Origin of the sequence: Streptomyces sp. ERV7 (genome assembly GCF_001653515.1) — a bacterium.
In the GTDB taxonomy this organism is placed as follows: domain Bacteria; phylum Actinomycetota; class Actinomycetes; order Streptomycetales; family Streptomycetaceae; genus Streptomyces.
The window spans coordinates 1-15,715 of the sequence record NZ_LYOY01000116.1 but is presented as its reverse complement, the minus strand read 5'-3'; the positions used below and the strand labels follow the sequence as shown (position 1 = coordinate 15,715).

The 15,715-nt window shown below is 69.8% G+C and carries 15 protein-coding genes; 3 read left to right on the top strand and 12 right to left on the bottom strand.

The features are described 5' to 3' along the window. Positions 1-132: 132 nt before the first annotated feature. The 11 genes from A8W25_RS35380 to A8W25_RS31690 all read right to left on the bottom strand — a co-directional run bounded on the left by A8W25_RS35380 (position 133) and on the right by A8W25_RS31690 (position 10,885). Complete coding sequence (locus A8W25_RS35380) at positions 133-1,089, bottom strand: LysR family transcriptional regulator (RefSeq protein ID WP_158942855.1); 957 nt, start codon at positions 1,087-1,089, stop codon at positions 133-135. Positions 1,090-1,224: 135 nt separating this feature from the next. After that, positions 1,225-1,599: a cupin domain-containing protein gene (locus tag A8W25_RS31735; RefSeq protein ID WP_067168010.1), complete on the bottom strand. Its 375-nt coding sequence runs from the start codon at positions 1,597-1,599 to the stop codon at positions 1,225-1,227. Positions 1,600-1,658: 59 nt separating this feature from the next. Then, positions 1,659-2,840, bottom strand: coding sequence for an MFS transporter (locus tag A8W25_RS31730; RefSeq protein ID WP_234386802.1), 1,182 nt, complete (start codon positions 2,838-2,840; stop codon positions 1,659-1,661). A gap of 50 nt (positions 2,841-2,890) precedes the next feature. Beyond that, a complete protein-coding gene (locus tag A8W25_RS35370) occupies positions 2,891-3,847 on the bottom strand; it encodes a LysR family transcriptional regulator (protein ID WP_158942855.1) in 957 nt (318 codons plus the stop codon). 135 nt (positions 3,848-3,982) lie between these two features. Then, positions 3,983-4,357 carry a cupin domain-containing protein gene (locus A8W25_RS31720; protein ID WP_067168010.1) on the bottom strand — a complete coding sequence of 125 codons (375 nt, stop codon included), beginning with the start codon at positions 4,355-4,357 and terminating at the stop codon, positions 3,983-3,985. Between the two features lie 59 nt (positions 4,358-4,416). After that, positions 4,417-5,769, bottom strand: coding sequence for an MFS transporter (locus tag A8W25_RS31715; protein WP_079126575.1), 1,353 nt, complete (start codon positions 5,767-5,769; stop codon positions 4,417-4,419). 182 nt (positions 5,770-5,951) lie between these two features. Next, positions 5,952-6,365, bottom strand: a complete 414-nt coding sequence (locus A8W25_RS31710) for a VOC family protein (protein ID WP_067168008.1) — start codon at positions 6,363-6,365, stop codon at positions 5,952-5,954. A gap of 24 nt (positions 6,366-6,389) precedes the next feature. Further along, positions 6,390-6,857, bottom strand: coding sequence for a cupin domain-containing protein (locus tag A8W25_RS31705; protein ID WP_079126574.1), 468 nt, complete (start codon positions 6,855-6,857; stop codon positions 6,390-6,392). Then, a complete protein-coding gene (locus tag A8W25_RS31700; RefSeq protein WP_067168005.1) occupies positions 6,811-8,682 on the bottom strand; it encodes an FAD/NAD(P)-binding protein in 1,872 nt (623 codons plus the stop codon). Before A8W25_RS31700 ends, A8W25_RS31705 begins: the two co-directional genes overlap by 47 nt. Beyond that, positions 8,679-9,530: an N-acyl homoserine lactonase family protein gene (locus tag A8W25_RS31695; RefSeq protein ID WP_067168003.1), complete on the bottom strand. Its 852-nt coding sequence runs from the start codon at positions 9,528-9,530 to the stop codon at positions 8,679-8,681. Before A8W25_RS31695 ends, A8W25_RS31700 begins: the two co-directional genes overlap by 4 nt. A 5-nt stretch (positions 9,531-9,535) precedes the next feature. Next, complete coding sequence (locus A8W25_RS31690) at positions 9,536-10,885, bottom strand: KamA family radical SAM protein (protein WP_067168002.1); 1,350 nt, start codon at positions 10,883-10,885, stop codon at positions 9,536-9,538. A gap of 359 nt (positions 10,886-11,244) precedes the next feature. Between A8W25_RS31690 and A8W25_RS31685 the strand changes: the two genes are divergently transcribed. Together A8W25_RS31685 and A8W25_RS31680 are read left to right on the top strand one after the other, a co-directional pair. Continuing rightward, positions 11,245-13,182, top strand: a complete 1,938-nt coding sequence (locus A8W25_RS31685; protein ID WP_234386796.1) for an FAD/NAD(P)-binding protein — start codon at positions 11,245-11,247, stop codon at positions 13,180-13,182. After that, positions 13,179-14,426, top strand: coding sequence for an MFS transporter (locus tag A8W25_RS31680; protein WP_067168000.1), 1,248 nt, complete (start codon positions 13,179-13,181; stop codon positions 14,424-14,426). The genes A8W25_RS31685 and A8W25_RS31680 overlap by 4 nt, the downstream gene beginning before the upstream one ends. Here A8W25_RS31680 and A8W25_RS31675 read toward each other — a convergent pair. Next, a complete protein-coding gene (locus A8W25_RS31675; RefSeq protein WP_067167999.1) occupies positions 14,380-14,958 on the bottom strand; it encodes a TetR/AcrR family transcriptional regulator in 579 nt (192 codons plus the stop codon). The genes A8W25_RS31680 and A8W25_RS31675 overlap by 47 nt on opposite strands. Positions 14,959-15,207: 249 nt before the next feature. Here A8W25_RS31675 and A8W25_RS31670 point away from each other — a divergent pair, with 249 nt between their 5' ends. Further along, entirely contained in the window at positions 15,208-15,636 is a 429-nt protein-coding gene (locus tag A8W25_RS31670; protein WP_067167997.1) for a hypothetical protein, read from the top strand. Positions 15,637-15,715: the final 79 nt, after the last annotated feature.

The window sequence follows — 15,715 nt, the reverse complement described above, 5'->3', positions numbered from 1 at the left end:
CCCCCTCGCGGACCACCTGCTGGCCCCCCTGACCCCCGAGCTGTTCCGCCACCAACGCGAACTGGGCCTGAGCAGGGAGCACATCGCGGAGGGCCTGGAGGTACTGGCGCGCCGCACCCTCGACCGCTCTGATCAGTCCTCGTAACCGGTCGGCCCCGGACCGCCCGGCGGTGTACCGAGCGCCGCCTGTGCCATCGTCACGAAGCGCCGTATCAGCGGGTGTCCGCCGCGCTGCGGATAGACCAGGTTGAGAGGGACGCTTGGGGCGTCGGGGACGGAGAGGAAGGACACGAAGGGGTGGATGTGCTGGCGCCCGACGAACTCCGGCACCACGCCCACGCCCTTGTTGGAGGCGACGGCCTCCAGCCACTCGTCGAAATTGCGGCAGACGACGGAGACGCTGGGGCGGCGGTCCGACGGCCAGTCGGCCAAGTCGGTCGTCCCGCTCACCTCGTTGAGCACGAGCCGGTGGTCGGCGATCTCCTGCCAGCGGATCTCCTCCCGCCCGGCGAGTTCCGAACGCGTCGACACCGCCACGATCCGGCGCTCTCGCAGCAGGGTGACGGACCGCATGTTCGCGGCGGATACACGGCCTCGGAGGATCGCCAGGTCGGCGTCGCCGCGGTCCACTCCGGCGAGTTTCGCGTCATGGCGGTGGACGCGTACCGACATCCCGGTCTCCGCTTCGAAGGAGGCGATGACCTCCTGCGTCCATCCCGTGGGAAAGCCCCAGGCGAACCCCACGCGAAACACGTCTTCGTGGACCTCGGGCCGCAGCGCGGCCTCCAAGCGGGGAATGATGACCCGGAGTTGGTCATAGAGCTCCTCACCGGCCGGGGTGAGGGCCACCTGACGCGTGGTCCGTTCCAGCAGACGCCGGCCGACCAGCTCTTCGAGGCGTCGGATGTTGCGACTGAGCGTCGGCTGGGACACGTTCATCCGCTTCGCGGCCCGGGTGAAGTGCTTCTCGTCTGCCAAGGCCAGAAACCCGCGCAAGTGATGCAGCTCGATACTCATGGACAGCAGCATATGTAATGCCGCCAAGGGGCCCTTTACACCGTCGGACAGCACGTGGTTGTGGGAGCGCACGATACCTTATTCATTTCTCCCAAGGGTCATCGGCGAGTAATCGCGAACCCTCCGATGGAACAGCGGAGTTCCCCCTCTCAATGGAGCGTCGGCGCGGGGACGGGGCCCCGCGCCGACGCTCCATCCGGCCGGGCTTCAGTCCCGGTACTCCGCCTCCGTCACGTGTTCCTTCCATTCCGTCGGACCGTCCGTGACGGCTATGTGCGTCATGAATGTGTGAGGGCCCGCGCCGTGCCAGTGCTCTTCGCCCGGGTGGCAGACGACCGTGTCGCCCGCCCTGATCTCCTGGCGCTCGCCGCCCCGGTAGCCAACGACCCCTACGCCCTCGGTGACGTGCAGGACCTGTCCCGCGGGGTGCCGGTGCCAGGCGCTGCGGGAGCCAGGCGTGAACAGCACGTTCCGTACTTCCACGTGGGCGGTGGCGCCGATGCGCGGCCACAGCCACACATCACCGGAGAAGCGGTCCTCGGGACCCTTGATCGCGTCTCCGGGGTGACGGATGACATCCACAGTACGAACTCCATTTCTTTTCGGTTCATGCTTTTCTTGTGGGTTGAGGAAGGGAAATATCAGCTCTGCGCTGCCCTGTTCACGGCCTTGGACGCCTCGGCCTTTCCCGCGAGTGCTATCAGCGCGGCCGCGGCGAGCGACACAAGTGCCAGAACCGCGTTGGTCGTACTGAACGCGTCCCGCGGATCACCGCTGCGTTCGACGAGCCCCAGATAAACGGTTCCGAAGACCGCCACGCCCATCGTTCCGCCGACCTGGAGCGTCGTGTTGAACAGGCCGCTCACGTCCGGCGCGTACCGCGCTTCGACGGAGTCCGTCAGACGGGCGAGCGTCCCGCTGAACGCCGCGCCGTAACCGACGCCTCCGATGCCGAGGAGGACGATCAGCCAGCCGGTGCCCTGCGCGCCGGCCGCCACACCGGCGAACGCGACCGCCATCAGCAGGCCGCCGACGGGCGCCGCGAGCTTGCGGATGCGCGGACCCGTCCGCCCGAGCACCGGCCCGACCAGGGCGAACGTCGCCACCCACGCGATCGGGATCAGTCCCGCGTACACCGCGCTCTTGCCGAGCCCCTGCTGAAGGTAGATCGCGAGGACGAACAGCAGCGCGAAGTACCCGGCCCGGGTCGCGCCTTGGGAGAGGAGCGCCAGGGCGATCTGCCTGCGGGCGAGCAGTGAGACGTTCATCAGCGGATCGCCGCCGCGACGCGCGATGGCCCGCTCCACCCCGACGAACAGGGCGAAGGCCGGCACGGACGCGATCAGGCAGACCCATGTCCACAGCGGCCAGCCCTCGTCCTGCCCCAGCACCAGCGGTGTCACCAGCAGGAACAGGCCGAGCGACAGCAGCCCGACGCCCCGCAGGTCCAGCTTCTCGCGCCCCGTGCTCTGGTCGGCGGGAAGGAAGGTGTACGAGGTGATGAACAGGGCGATCCCGATCGGCACGTTGATCAGGAAGATGGGACGCCAGCCCATGCCCAGGATGTCGGCCGACACCAGGACGCCGCCGAGCGCCTGCCCGATCACCGAACTCACGCCGAGGACACCGGTGTAGGTGCCCAGGGCCCGTCGGCGTGCGGCGCCCTCGAAGTTGACCTGGATGCCCGTCAGGACCTGGGACACCATCAGCGCGGCGCCGAGCCCCTGCACGACCCGGGCGCCCACCTCGCGGACCACCTGCTGGCCCCCCTGACCCCCGAGCTGTTCCGCCACCAACGCGAACTGGGCCTGAGCAGGGAGCACATCGCGGAGGGCCTGGAGGTACTGGCGCGCCGCACCCTCGACCGCTCTGATCAGTCCTCGTAACCGGTCGGCCCCGGACCGCCCGGCGGTGTACCGAGCGCCGCCTGTGCCATCGTCACGAAGCGCCGTATCAGCGGGTGTCCGCCGCGCTGCGGATAGACCAGGTTGAGAGGGACGCTTGGGGCGTCGGGGACGGAGAGGAAGGACACGAAGGGGTGGATGTGCTGGCGCCCGACGAACTCCGGCACCACGCCCACGCCCTTGTTGGAGGCGACGGCCTCCAGCCACTCGTCGAAATTGCGGCAGACGACGGAGACGCTGGGGCGGCGGTCCGACGGCCAGTCGGCCAAGTCGGTCGTCCCGCTCACCTCGTTGAGCACGAGCCGGTGGTCGGCGATCTCCTGCCAGCGGATCTCCTCCCGCCCGGCGAGTTCCGAACGCGTCGACACCGCCACGATCCGGCGCTCTCGCAGCAGGGTGACGGACCGCATGTTCGCGGCGGATACACGGCCTCGGAGGATCGCCAGGTCGGCGTCGCCGCGGTCCACTCCGGCGAGTTTCGCGTCATGGCGGTGGACGCGTACCGACATCCCGGTCTCCGCTTCGAAGGAGGCGATGACCTCCTGCGTCCATCCCGTGGGAAAGCCCCAGGCGAACCCCACGCGAAACACGTCTTCGTGGACCTCGGGCCGCAGCGCGGCCTCCAAGCGGGGAATGATGACCCGGAGTTGGTCATAGAGCTCCTCACCGGCCGGGGTGAGGGCCACCTGACGCGTGGTCCGTTCCAGCAGACGCCGGCCGACCAGCTCTTCGAGGCGTCGGATGTTGCGACTGAGCGTCGGCTGGGACACGTTCATCCGCTTCGCGGCCCGGGTGAAGTGCTTCTCGTCTGCCAAGGCCAGAAACCCGCGCAAGTGATGCAGCTCGATACTCATGGACAGCAGCATATGTAATGCCGCCAAGGGGCCCTTTACACCGTCGGACAGCACGTGGTTGTGGGAGCGCACGATACCTTATTCATTTCTCCCAAGGGTCATCGGCGAGTAATCGCGAACCCTCCGATGGAACAGCGGAGTTCCCCCTCTCAATGGAGCGTCGGCGCGGGGACGGGGCCCCGCGCCGACGCTCCATCCGGCCGGGCTTCAGTCCCGGTACTCCGCCTCCGTCACGTGTTCCTTCCATTCCGTCGGACCGTCCGTGACGGCTATGTGCGTCATGAATGTGTGAGGGCCCGCGCCGTGCCAGTGCTCTTCGCCCGGGTGGCAGACGACCGTGTCGCCCGCCCTGATCTCCTGGCGCTCGCCGCCCCGGTAGCCAACGACCCCTACGCCCTCGGTGACGTGCAGGACCTGTCCCGCGGGGTGCCGGTGCCAGGCGCTGCGGGAGCCAGGCGTGAACAGCACGTTCCGTACTTCCACGTGGGCGGTGGCGCCGATGCGCGGCCACAGCCACACATCACCGGAGAAGCGGTCCTCGGGACCCTTGATCGCGTCTCCGGGGTGACGGATGACATCCACAGTACGAACTCCATTTCTTTTCGGTTCATGCTTTTCTTGTGGGTTGAGGAAGGGAAATATCAGCTCTGCGCTGCCCTGTTCACGGCCTTGGACGCCTCGGCCTTTCCCGCGAGTGCTATCAGCGCGGCCGCGGCGAGCGACACAAGTGCCAGAACCGCGTTGGTCGTACTGAACGCGTCCCGCGGATCACCGCTGCGTTCGACGAGCCCCAGATAAACGGTTCCGAAGACCGCCACGCCCATCGTTCCGCCGACCTGGAGCGTCGTGTTGAACAGGCCGCTCACGTCCGGCGCGTACCGCGCTTCGACGGAGTCCGTCAGACGGGCGAGCGTCCCGCTGAACGCCGCGCCGTAACCGACGCCTCCGATGCCGAGGAGGACGATCAGCCAGCCGGTGCCCTGCGCGCCGGCCGCCACACCGGCGAACGCGACCGCCATCAGCAGGCCGCCGACGGGCGCCGCGAGCTTGCGGATGCGCGGACCCGTCCGCCCGAGCACCGGCCCGACCAGGGCGAACGTCGCCACCCACGCGATCGGGATCAGTCCCGCGTACACCGCGCTCTTGCCGAGCCCCTGCTGAAGGTAGATCGCGAGGACGAACAGCAGCGCGAAGTACCCGGCCCGGGTCGCGCCTTGGGAGAGGAGCGCCAGGGCGATCTGCCTGCGGGCGAGCAGTGAGACGTTCATCAGCGGATCGCCGCCGCGACGCGCGATGGCCCGCTCCACCCCGACGAACAGGGCGAAGGCCGGCACGGACGCGATCAGGCAGACCCATGTCCACAGCGGCCAGCCCTCGTCCTGCCCCAGCACCAGCGGTGTCACCAGCAGGAACAGGCCGAGCGACAGCAGCCCGACGCCCCGCAGGTCCAGCTTCTCGCGCCCCGTGCTCTGGTCGGCGGGAAGGAAGGTGTACGAGGTGATGAACAGGGCGATCCCGATCGGCACGTTGATCAGGAAGATGGGACGCCAGCCCATGCCCAGGATGTCGGCCGACACCAGGACGCCGCCGAGCGCCTGCCCGATCACCGAACTCACGCCGAGGACACCGGTGTAGGTGCCCAGGGCCCGTCGGCGTGCGGCGCCCTCGAAGTTGACCTGGATGCCCGTCAGGACCTGGGACACCATCAGCGCGGCGCCGAGCCCCTGCACGACCCGGGCGCCCACCAGGGTGGTGCTGTCGGGAGCGAGCCCGCACGCGAGCGAGGACAGCGTGAAGACGGCGAGTCCGAACAGATAGGTCCGGCGCCGCCCACGGATCTCCCCCAGCCGCGCACCGGTGATCAGCAGCATCGCGTACGCGAGCGTGTAGCCCGAGACGATGAGTTCCAGTTCACCGCCGGACGCGTGCAGACGATCGCGGATCGAGGGGATCGCGACGTTGACGACGGCGATGTCCACGTTCCCGAGGAACATGCCGCCGAGCAGGGAGATCAGCAGCCACGTCGACCGGCGCCCGTCGGGTCTGGATGCGCCTTGCTCTGTCCCGGCTCGCCTTTGGTCATGTGCAGGAGACGTCTTCAAGGAATCCACACCCAGGACTGTAGCTACTAGTATGTACAGACCGCAACGCGAGGCGCCGCGGACCGCTCACCGGCCTACTGGACGGCGTCCCGCTGGACCAGCTGGAACTGGATCCCCTTCGAAGTCCCGGGCTCCGTCCACGCGTTGAGGTTCGGGCCGACCGGGACGGGCTCGCCGGTGGTGAGCTCGATGCCGAGGCCCTGGACCGCCCGCATCATCTGGGACACGTCGTCGACCTCGACGCCGATGTGCTCCAGCCGGGCCTGGTTGCCGTCGCCCAGCCTGCGCCGGCGGGCCTCCGGCGTGGTGGGCTCGATGAGCTCGATCCGGCCGTCCCCGCAGTGGTAGAACGCGATCTTCACGTTCCGGGCGGGTACCTCCTCGGCCCGTTCCAGCCGCATTCCCAGGCTCTCCAGGAGCGCCCTCGCTTCGGTGATGTCGTCGACGACCACACCGATGTGGTCGATGCGCTTGAACATGTCCGCCATGTCCGCCTCCTGTTGCGTGTGCTCTTATGCGTTTTCTTTGGAGAACTTGTTGTGCAGACCGGCCATTTGAGGCAGGTTCGACATGTTGAGCAGCAGCAGATCCGTGTCCGCCCCGTGGTTCTCGAAGTGGTGGACGTGCCACGCCGGGATCAGCACGATGTCGCCGTCGCCGAGGGCGACCTTCTCGGCGGTCTCGTCGAATACGAGGACACCCGATCCGGACCGTACGAAATAGAGATGCCACCAGGAATGCGTGTGCGGCGTGGTGCTGTCACCGGGCCGTACGGACTGGAAGGTCATCGACGTTCCCGGAACGACCTCGTGGTCGCCTCCGGGTGCGGCCAGCGTGACCGTGCCGTATTCCGTGTGCTCGGCCGCTTCGATTTCCTCGGCCAGGGTCTCCCACTGCCATACGACCGGCTCCGGCCGGTCCTGCACATGGCGCCTACGGAACTCCGGGTAGGGAAACTGACGTCCGCTCTGCACCGGCATGCTCGTCCTCCTGGCTGGTGTCGTACAGGTGCTGGATGTGCCCGACCATGCCGCGTACGGCGGCGTCGGCGTCGAGGGTGAACTGCGAGGCCATTCCCTGGCGCGGCAGCGCGTGGGTGTAGAACCGCGGCCCCTCGACGAGATAGCCGACGGCCCAGGCGGTGCGCAGCGGCTCGCCCGCCGCCGTGAGCGGACGGCCCTGCTCGTCGATGTCGATGCCGCCCGGCGTGAACGGGCCGTTCGCGTAAGGGCGGACGAGTCCGCGCCCCAGGAGTCCGGCGATCAGCGGCGACCTGTCGTGCTCGGGGTGGAACGCGTCGAGCCGGGCGACGACCAGGGCGTCGGCGTGGCGGATTTCGGGGCCGTCCGGGTAGTCGGTGCGGACGGCGAACCGTGCCGCGTCCCGGTCGAGCACCAGGCGCCCCCCGGGGCCGCCGGCCAGATCCACGATCCCGGCCCGCAGCAGTGCCAGGAGCTGGTGGTTGCGGTGCCGGGGCGGGCCGAACGAGACCCGGTTCATGACCGGTACGTACCGGGCGTTGAAGGTCCGGTGGGACGCGGGCGTCAGCCCGGAGAACTCGACGGCCTCCCGCAGGCTCGCCCGGGTGTCCCGGATGACGTCGGTGGCGGCCTTCAGCGGGCTCGTCGTGTTGCCCAGCTCCGCGTGCTCCAGGTCGTCCTCGACGTAGTCCACGAAGAACTTGGTGAACGCGTCCTGGTTCGCGAAGTCCAGGCCGCCCAGCGGGTCGAGGATCTCCTCGACCCGCCGACGGTCGGCCGGGGTGAGCTCGTACTCCTCGGGCGGAAGGGAGCCTTGCTCCGCCGCGCGACAGGCGTAGCCCATCTCGCGCAGCAGGAGCGGAAGGACGTCCTCGGTGAAGTCCAGCCGGGAGTCACCCCGTTGAGCCGCTCGCTCCCGCGCCCGCCGCACCGCTTCCTTGGTGAAGAACCGCGGCCGGTGGGCTCCGGTGATCCCCTTCTGGTTCACCCCCCGCGCGCTGAAGGGCAGGCACTGGCGGGAGAAGAGGAGGATCCGGGGCTCGCGTCCCGAGGGGCGGTACTCCATGGCGTGGCCGGAGCCGTGGAACGTACCGCCGCGGCCGACCGTGAGCTCGGAGACGACGTCGTGCGCGGTCAGCCCGAATCCCTGGACCGCGACGGCCGAGCCGGGGGCGATCGCCTGGAGCCGTTCGACCGGATAGGGAGTGGAGCAGTACACGAGCGCCGGGTTGCGGTCCGCGTTCTCCCGGGCGAACTCCTCGTACGCGAGGTCCTCTTCGGTCGGGATCCGCTCGCCGTGCCCGGTGGTGAGGAAGACGTAGTCGCTGGGGAGGGCGAAGCCCTTCTCCAGGTGGACCACGAAGCGGTCGCCGTCCGTCCGCTCGATGTCCACGGCCCGGTCGCGGTGGTGGACGACACGCACCCGCGGCGGCAGGGACCGGACCGTCCGGTCGAAGACCCAGCTGAGATACGCGCCGAGGATCTGCCGGGGCAGATAGGCGTGCTCGCCCAGCGGCTCGCCCGCTGCGCCACCGGTCGGGTGGAAGACGCCGTCGAACTCCCGGTACCCGGCGGCCCGCGCCCACTCGGTGAACGAGGGGCCCCGGTCGTCGGTGAACATCGTCACCTGGCTGGCGACGGTGTTGGTCAGCAGGTGGGAGGGCTGGCGGGCGGAGTGCGTGCCCTGGCCGCCGTCACCGGGGTCGATGAGGTGCACGTCCAGCGTGCGGCCCTCGGGCAGCTGGTCCGCGAGGTCGGAGATCCGCTGGAGAACGCTGAGACCGCGCGGGCCCACACCGACGACGGCCACCTGGAGCGACGTCACTGGACCCCTCCACCGGCCGCCGCGGCGGCCTGGGGGCCGTCGAGCGCGGGTTCATGGAGCCGCACCCAGTCGGACGCCCCCGGGAGCGCGGGGAACCGCAGGGCCACCTGGGGGTCGTGGCCGGGGATGATGTGGTCGTCGCCGTCCGCCAGCGCCTCGATCTTCTCGTACCCCTCCAGCATCGGAGTGAGGTGGTCGAGGATGGGGAACGGGCTGCGCAGCCGGATGTTCGCCCACAGGTGCGTGGCGTCGCTCGCCAGCACGACCCAGCCGCGTGCGGTGGGGACCCGGACCACCTGGGTGCCCGGCGTGTGGCCCGGCACCGGATGCACCGTCACGCCGGGGATGATCTCCGCTTCCCCGCGGTGCAGGACGAGCTGTTCCTCGAAGAGCCCCTGGACCGCCGTCTTGACGTTGACCGGCTCGAAGGGCTTGCGTACGACGTGGTGGCGCATGGCGGGCCCGGTGCAGAAGCGGAGTTCGTCCTCCTGCAGATGGATCCGGGCGTGCGGGAACCGGTCCAGGTTGCCCGCGTGGTCGTAGTGCATGTGCGTGATGACCACGTCCGGGACGTCCTCGGCCGCCACGCCGAGATCGGCCAGCGCGTCGACGGGGCAGCGGAACAGGGTGCGTCCCCGGCGCCTTGCCATCTCCTCGTTGAACCCGGTGTCCACGAGCAGGAAGTGCCGGTCGTTTCGGATCACCCAGAGATAGAAGTCCATGGGCATGTCGCTGCCCGGGGTGAACTGCCCCTCGTCGAGAAGGAAGTTGTCCCGCGCGGGCCGGTCGGCGTGCGTACCGAACCGGAGCGCCAGGACCTCGTACACAGGAGGCGTGTCCTCGGCCATGTCCCTCACGCCTCCACGAGGTCGAGCGGCTTGCCGAGTACGGAGTCGGTCGCGGACGGCTCGTCCTCGAAGAGGAACCTGCGCTCCCCGAAGGCGGGTTCGAGTTGGTCGAACCAGGTCGCGGCGGGGTCGAACCTCGCGTAGAAGGGCTGCCGGACGAGGTCGCCGCGACGCGCCTGGAGCAGTTGCAGCGCGAAGACCTTCTCGCCCCGGATCGTCGGTGTGCCGTCGATGAGGACCTTGCCGGGGAACGCGCTCATCGACGGCCCGCGCACGGTGCGCGCAAGCCCGGAGACGCCCGCGTAGGCCGTGCGGTAGATGTCGTACGCCTCGGCCAGTGGCAGCTCGAAGTAGGAACGCGCGCCGGTGTCCCGCTCGACGAACATGTAGTACGGGACGGCGCCCAGCTTCACGCCCGTGGTCCACAGCTCACGCCAGGCGGCCGGGTCGTCGTTGATGTGCCGCAGCACGGGGGACTGCATGCGCACGACGGCGCCGGTCGCGGTGATGCGCCGCAGGGCGTCCTGGGCGATGGCGGGGCGCAGTTCGGCCGGGTGGTTGTAGTGGCCCATCAGCGCGAGGTGCTTGCCCGCGGCCGTGACGCGCTCGAACAGGCGCAGCAGGTCGTCGGCGTCCACGTCGCTGACGAAGCGCTGCGGCCAGTAGCCCACGGCCTTCGTGCCGATCCTGATGTTCTGGATGTGGGCCAGTTCGGGCACCAGGAGCGGTTCGAGGTAGCGCTCCAGATTGGCCGTCCGCATGATCATCGGGTCGCCGCCGGTGATCAGGACGTCGGTGACCTCGGGGTGCCGCTTGAGGTAGGCGGCGAGACCCGCCGCGTCCCGGGCCGCGAAGTGCAGGTCCTCCTCCCCGACGAACTGCGGCCACCGGAAGCAGAAGGTGCAGTAGGCGTGGCACGTCTGCCCGGCGCTCGGGAAGAAGAGGACCGTCTGCGCGTACTTGTGCTGGATCCCGGGGACGACCTCGCCGTCCAGTTCCGGCACGTTGTGCGTCAGCTGGCCGGCCGGGTGCGGGTTCATCCGCGAGCGGACCACGTGGATCTGCTTGGCCAGCTGCTGCTTGTCACCCGACCGCAGGAGATCGCGCAGGGTCGCGAAGTCGTCCGGGTCGAGCATGCTCTGGTGCGGAAAGTTGAGCCGGTAGATCGGGTCGTCGGGGATGCGGTCCCAGTCGATGAGCTCGTCGAGTACGTACTGGTTGGTCCTGAACGGCAGGACGTGCGACACGACCTCGACCGCTTCGCGCAGGTCGTGCGGTATGCGCTCCCATTGCGGCGCCTTTTTGATCGACGACCGATTGTAGGGCTTGTACTTGATGGGGGTGGAATCACCCATGAGGATTCTCCGTCCGGAAGGCGGAAAGTGGGGGCCGGCGGTCTTGCCTCGACGGCAGGGGACCGCCGGTTGACGGGGATTGCGCGAGCGTGGAGGCTCCCGCGCATTTCTGCATCTCCACGCTCGCGCGGCCAGGTGGAACCCGACCTTGCGGGCAACCCTCGCTCGCCGGTTCAGAAAGCTATCCGGAGGAATTGCGAGGGGGGAAATAGGCTGACCGACCCACTTATTCAGCGTATGCATGAATGGATCTATGTGTCATATGAATCAATCGGTCGTGCGACGCATTGATGGATTTGCGCTCGGCTTAGGATCGGCAACTGCCCGAGCAGGAGACAACAGAAGAAGTGGGGCTCGCGTTGAACGGTCGGCTCAGCGTCGGCATCGTGGGGATGGGGCCGCGCGGGCTCATCGTCCTGGAGCGGTTGTGCGCCAACGCGGCGGTGGATCCCGGAGCCCGTCCGGTGACCGTGCACGCCGTCGACCCGGCCCCGGCGGGCGCGGGCCGAATCTGGCGTACGGACCAGTCCGCGCACCTGCTGATGAACACGGTCGCGGAGCAGATCACGGTGTTCACCGACGCGAGCGTCTCCTGCGCGGGCCCGGTGGTGCCGGGCCCCAACCTCCACGAGTGGGCGACCCTGATGGCCGTCGTCGGCGAGGCCGAGGGGTACCCGGACGACGTCGTCGCGCAGGCACGCGCGCTGGGGCCGAACTCCTACCCCACGCGCGCCCTGTACGGGCGGTACCTCCGGTGGGCGTTCCGGCGGACGGTGGAGACGGCGCCGCGCCACGTGGCGGTACGGGTCCACCAGGACACGGCGGTCGCGCTGGCCGAGCGGGGCGGGCGGCAGGTGCTGCGGCTGGCGGGCGGCGAGCGGCTGGTGGTCGACGCGGTGGTCCTGGCCCAGGGTCACCTTCCGGCAGCGCCCGCGTCTGCGTCCGTGCCCGCATCCACGCCCGCTTTCGGCCCGGCCGGACGCCACATCGCGCCGGGCAACCCCGCCGACGTGGACCTCGACGCGATCGCCCCGGGGGAGCCGGTGGCCCTGCGCGGCCTCGGGCTCACCTTCTTCGACTACCTGGCGCTGTTCACCCAGGGCCGCGGCGGCACGTTCGAGGAGCGCGCGGGCCGCCTCGACTACCGCGCCTCGGGCCGGGAGCCGCGCCTGTACGCGGGCTCCCGCCGGGGCGTCCCGTACCAGGCGCGCGGCGACAACCAGAAGGGCCTGGGCGAACGCCACGCGCCGCTGCTGCTCACGCCCCGGACGATCGCCGCGCTGCGCGAACGCGCCGCCGCGCACGGCGATGTCCGCTTCCGCAGGGACGTATGGCCGCTGATCGCCCGGGAGGTGGAGATCGTCTATTACCGGACGCTGCTCCGCCGCCGCGGTGCGTTGGGCGAGGCCGTGGAGGAATTCCTGCGGTGCTGTCTGCTGTGCGGGGCGGACAGCCCACTGGGCGGGGAACTGTTGCGGCGGTACGGGATCGAGGACCGCGACCGCTGGAGCTGGGCGACTTTCGAGACCCCCTATGACGGGCAAGCGCTGCTCGGGCCACGGCAGTTCGCCCAATGGCTGGTGGAGCACCTGGAACGCGACAGCGCACGCGCGAGCGGAGGCAATGTGGGCGACCCGGTCAAATCCGCTCTCGACGCCCTGCGTGATCTGCGGAACGAGATACGCCAGGTGGTCGATCACTCGGGGCTCACCGGGAACTCCTATCGCGATGAACTCACCGGCTGGTACTCGCCGTTCAACGCCGCGCTCTCCATAGGCCCGCCCAGGCGTCGTATCGCGGAGATGGCCGCACTGATCCGCGCGGGTGTCCTGGAGCCGGTGGGGCCGGGAATGCGGGCGGCAGCGGCGCCGGAGTCCGGCGGCTTCCTGATCTCGTCGTCCGTGGTGCCGGGGCCGCCGGTCCACGTCACCACCCTCATAGAGGCCCGCATCCAGGACCCGGACGTCCGCGCGACCGCCGATCCGCTGCTGCGCGGCCTCCTCGACACGGGCCAGGCCGCGCCGTACCGCCTGCCCGACCCGGACGGCGACCCGTACGAGACCGGGGCGCTCGCGGTGACGGAACGGCCCAGCCGCCTCCTGGACGCGTACGGGCGGGCCCACTCCCGGAGGTTCGCGCTCGGCATCCCCACGGAGGGGGTGCACTGGGCGACGGCGGCGGGCGTACGGCCGGGAGTGGACTCCGTGTCACTGGGCGACGCGGACGCGGTGGCCCGGGAGTTGCTCGCCTGCGGGGCGGTACGGCCCACGGGCAGGGTCGAGGCGAACGCGTCGTGAGCGTGCCGGTCCGTACGCGGCGGCGCGAAACGGCCGACGCGGCGAGCCGTCCACCGGCGGGGCTGTCCACCGCTTCGGGGGTCGCGGCGGTCACCGTCCTCACTTCGCTGCCGGTGTTCCTGCCCGGCGCGGCGAACGGCCTGATCTGCGCCGAGCTCGGCTGGAGCCCGGTGCGGATGGGGGCCGTCCTGGCCGTGTACTGGCTGGCGTCCCTGTCGGGCGCCTTCGTGAGCAGACGGGCCGCGCCACCTCCAGCGGTGGAACGGACGCTGTCCCTCGCACTGTTGGCCACCGGCCTGGGCCTGCTCACCGCGGCGGCGGCTCCGGCCGCGGGCCTCTGGCTCAGTTCGGCAGCAGGGGGCTACGCCTATGGCCGCACCCAACCCCACACCAACGCGCTGCTCATGCGGAGGTGCGCGCCCCGGCTGCGCGCGTTCGCCTTCGGCCTGAAGCAGGCCGCGGTGCCGACCGCCACGCTGCTCGCCAGTGTGGCGATGCCCATGCTGGCGGGCCCGGTCGGCTGGCGGCTGGTGTTCGCCGGGACGGCGGTGCTGTGCGGCGGGGGCGGCGGTCTTCTCCTACGACGAGGCCGCTCAGGCGCACGGCACCCGTCGCCACCACGGAAGCACGGTGGCGCCCCCCTCCGCATGGAACCCTTCCTCCTGGCCCTGACCTGCGCGGGCTTCTTCGGCGCCATGGTGGGGAACGGCCTGGGCGGTTTCCTGGTGCTCGCGCTGACGACACGAGGGGTGTCCCTGTCGGCCGCCGGAGCGGTGGCGACCGCGGGCGCCGCGCTGAACATCGCGGTCCGCCTGGCGATGGGGTGGCTGGTCGGCAGGGCGCCAAGGGCGGCCTGGACGGCCTTGACCGTGCTGTTCCTGACGGGCGCGGCGGGCACCGCGCTCCTGACCCGGCCGGGACTCGGAGCGCTCACCGTGGGCGCCCTGCTCGCGTACGGCGGCGGTTGGGGCTGGGCGGGCCTGCTCCACTACGCCATCGGCCTCCCCTACCCGGGCCAGGAGCAACGGGCAACGGCGTACAGCCAGATGGGCGTTTCCCTGGGGGCGGCCACCGGTCCGCTGGTGTGCGGCCTGCTGTTCCCGCTGAGCCCGGCCGCCGTCTGGTGGGCGCTGACGGCCGCGGGGTTGGCCGCGAGCGCCTGCGTCCTCGTGGCCCGGGGACGCCCCGAGCCCGGCGTCAGTCCCGCCCGGAACCGGCCGCGAGATTCGCCACGACCTGCTTGACCCCGTCGACCGCCTGCCGGAACGCCGCCGGGTCCTGATGGGCACGGGCCAGCGTGTACCCGCCCTGCACCGCCGCGATGATCAACGAGGCCATCATGTCGGGCTGGGTGCCGGCCCGGAGCTCCCCGGTGCGAACGCCGTCCGCGAGCACGTCCGCCAGACGCCCCTCGACCCAGCTGAAGAACTCCGCGGCGGGCGCGCGCAGGACGTCGTCGTTGACGACATCATGATCCTGCGTCAGACGCCCGATCCGGCACCCGGCGAGCGGGTCCCGCTCCAGGTCGAGAAAGGCGTTGACCCGCGCGACGGCCGACCCCTCACCGCCCAGCGCTTCCTCGGTACGGGCGCGGAGCTGATCACTCATCTGCACCATGGCGGCCACGGCGAGCTCGGCCTTGCCGGAGAAGTGGTGATACATACTCCCCTGCCCCGCCTGAGCCCGCTCCAGAATCATGGCCGGACTCGTACCGGTGTACCCCCGCTCCCAGAGCAGATCGGCCGCGGCCCGGGTGAGTGCCTCCTTCTTACTCATGGAGGGGAGTGTACCTACCACTCCTTACAGAACCCGCCCCAGACAACAAAAAAGCCCCGGACCGCCGGGCCTGGGGCTCTCCGAAACCCTGGACGTGCAGGGGGGTGCCCCACACCACCCTCTGGGGCACCCCCCTTCCCGCTTCAGGCGATGGGGTGGACTGTGAACCAGGTGGGCCAGTTCCTCCCCCGACTGGACTCCGGGGAGAGGCCGGCGAGAGCACGTGCGCAACGGGAAGTGTAAGAACAGATGACCGCGATCGAAATCCTGTGGGAAGACTTTGAGCTCCCCATCAAGGATGCACTCCACTACGCCGACGGGAGCTCTTACGAGGCAGCCCTCGACCGCGCCGCACCGAGGGGCTTCGCGGTGCTCTCCCCCTTCGATCTCAACGAGATGCTGGAAAGCGACCCGTCCCGGGTCTCCTCGGTCGATGGGCTTGCCGCCGTAGACCTGGGAGAGAAGGGGCTGCTGTGGGGCGGCGAAGGTTCGTACGGTTCGGAGGGGTTCATTGCCCGTTTGACTGTCGACCGTGCGCTGATTTGGGCGATGTTTTTTATGGAATCCAACCCATTCGACCGGATCCGGCTGTCCGAAAACGTCGCCACCTTTAGTTCGACCTCGGGAGTCGAGATCGTCCTCGACATCGATGACCCGCGGATCCCCATCTCTGGATGATGGGTCCAGACAACAAACAAGGCCCCGGTCATGGACCAGGGCCTTTGTCATGGAGCGAGTGACGGGAATCGAACCCGCG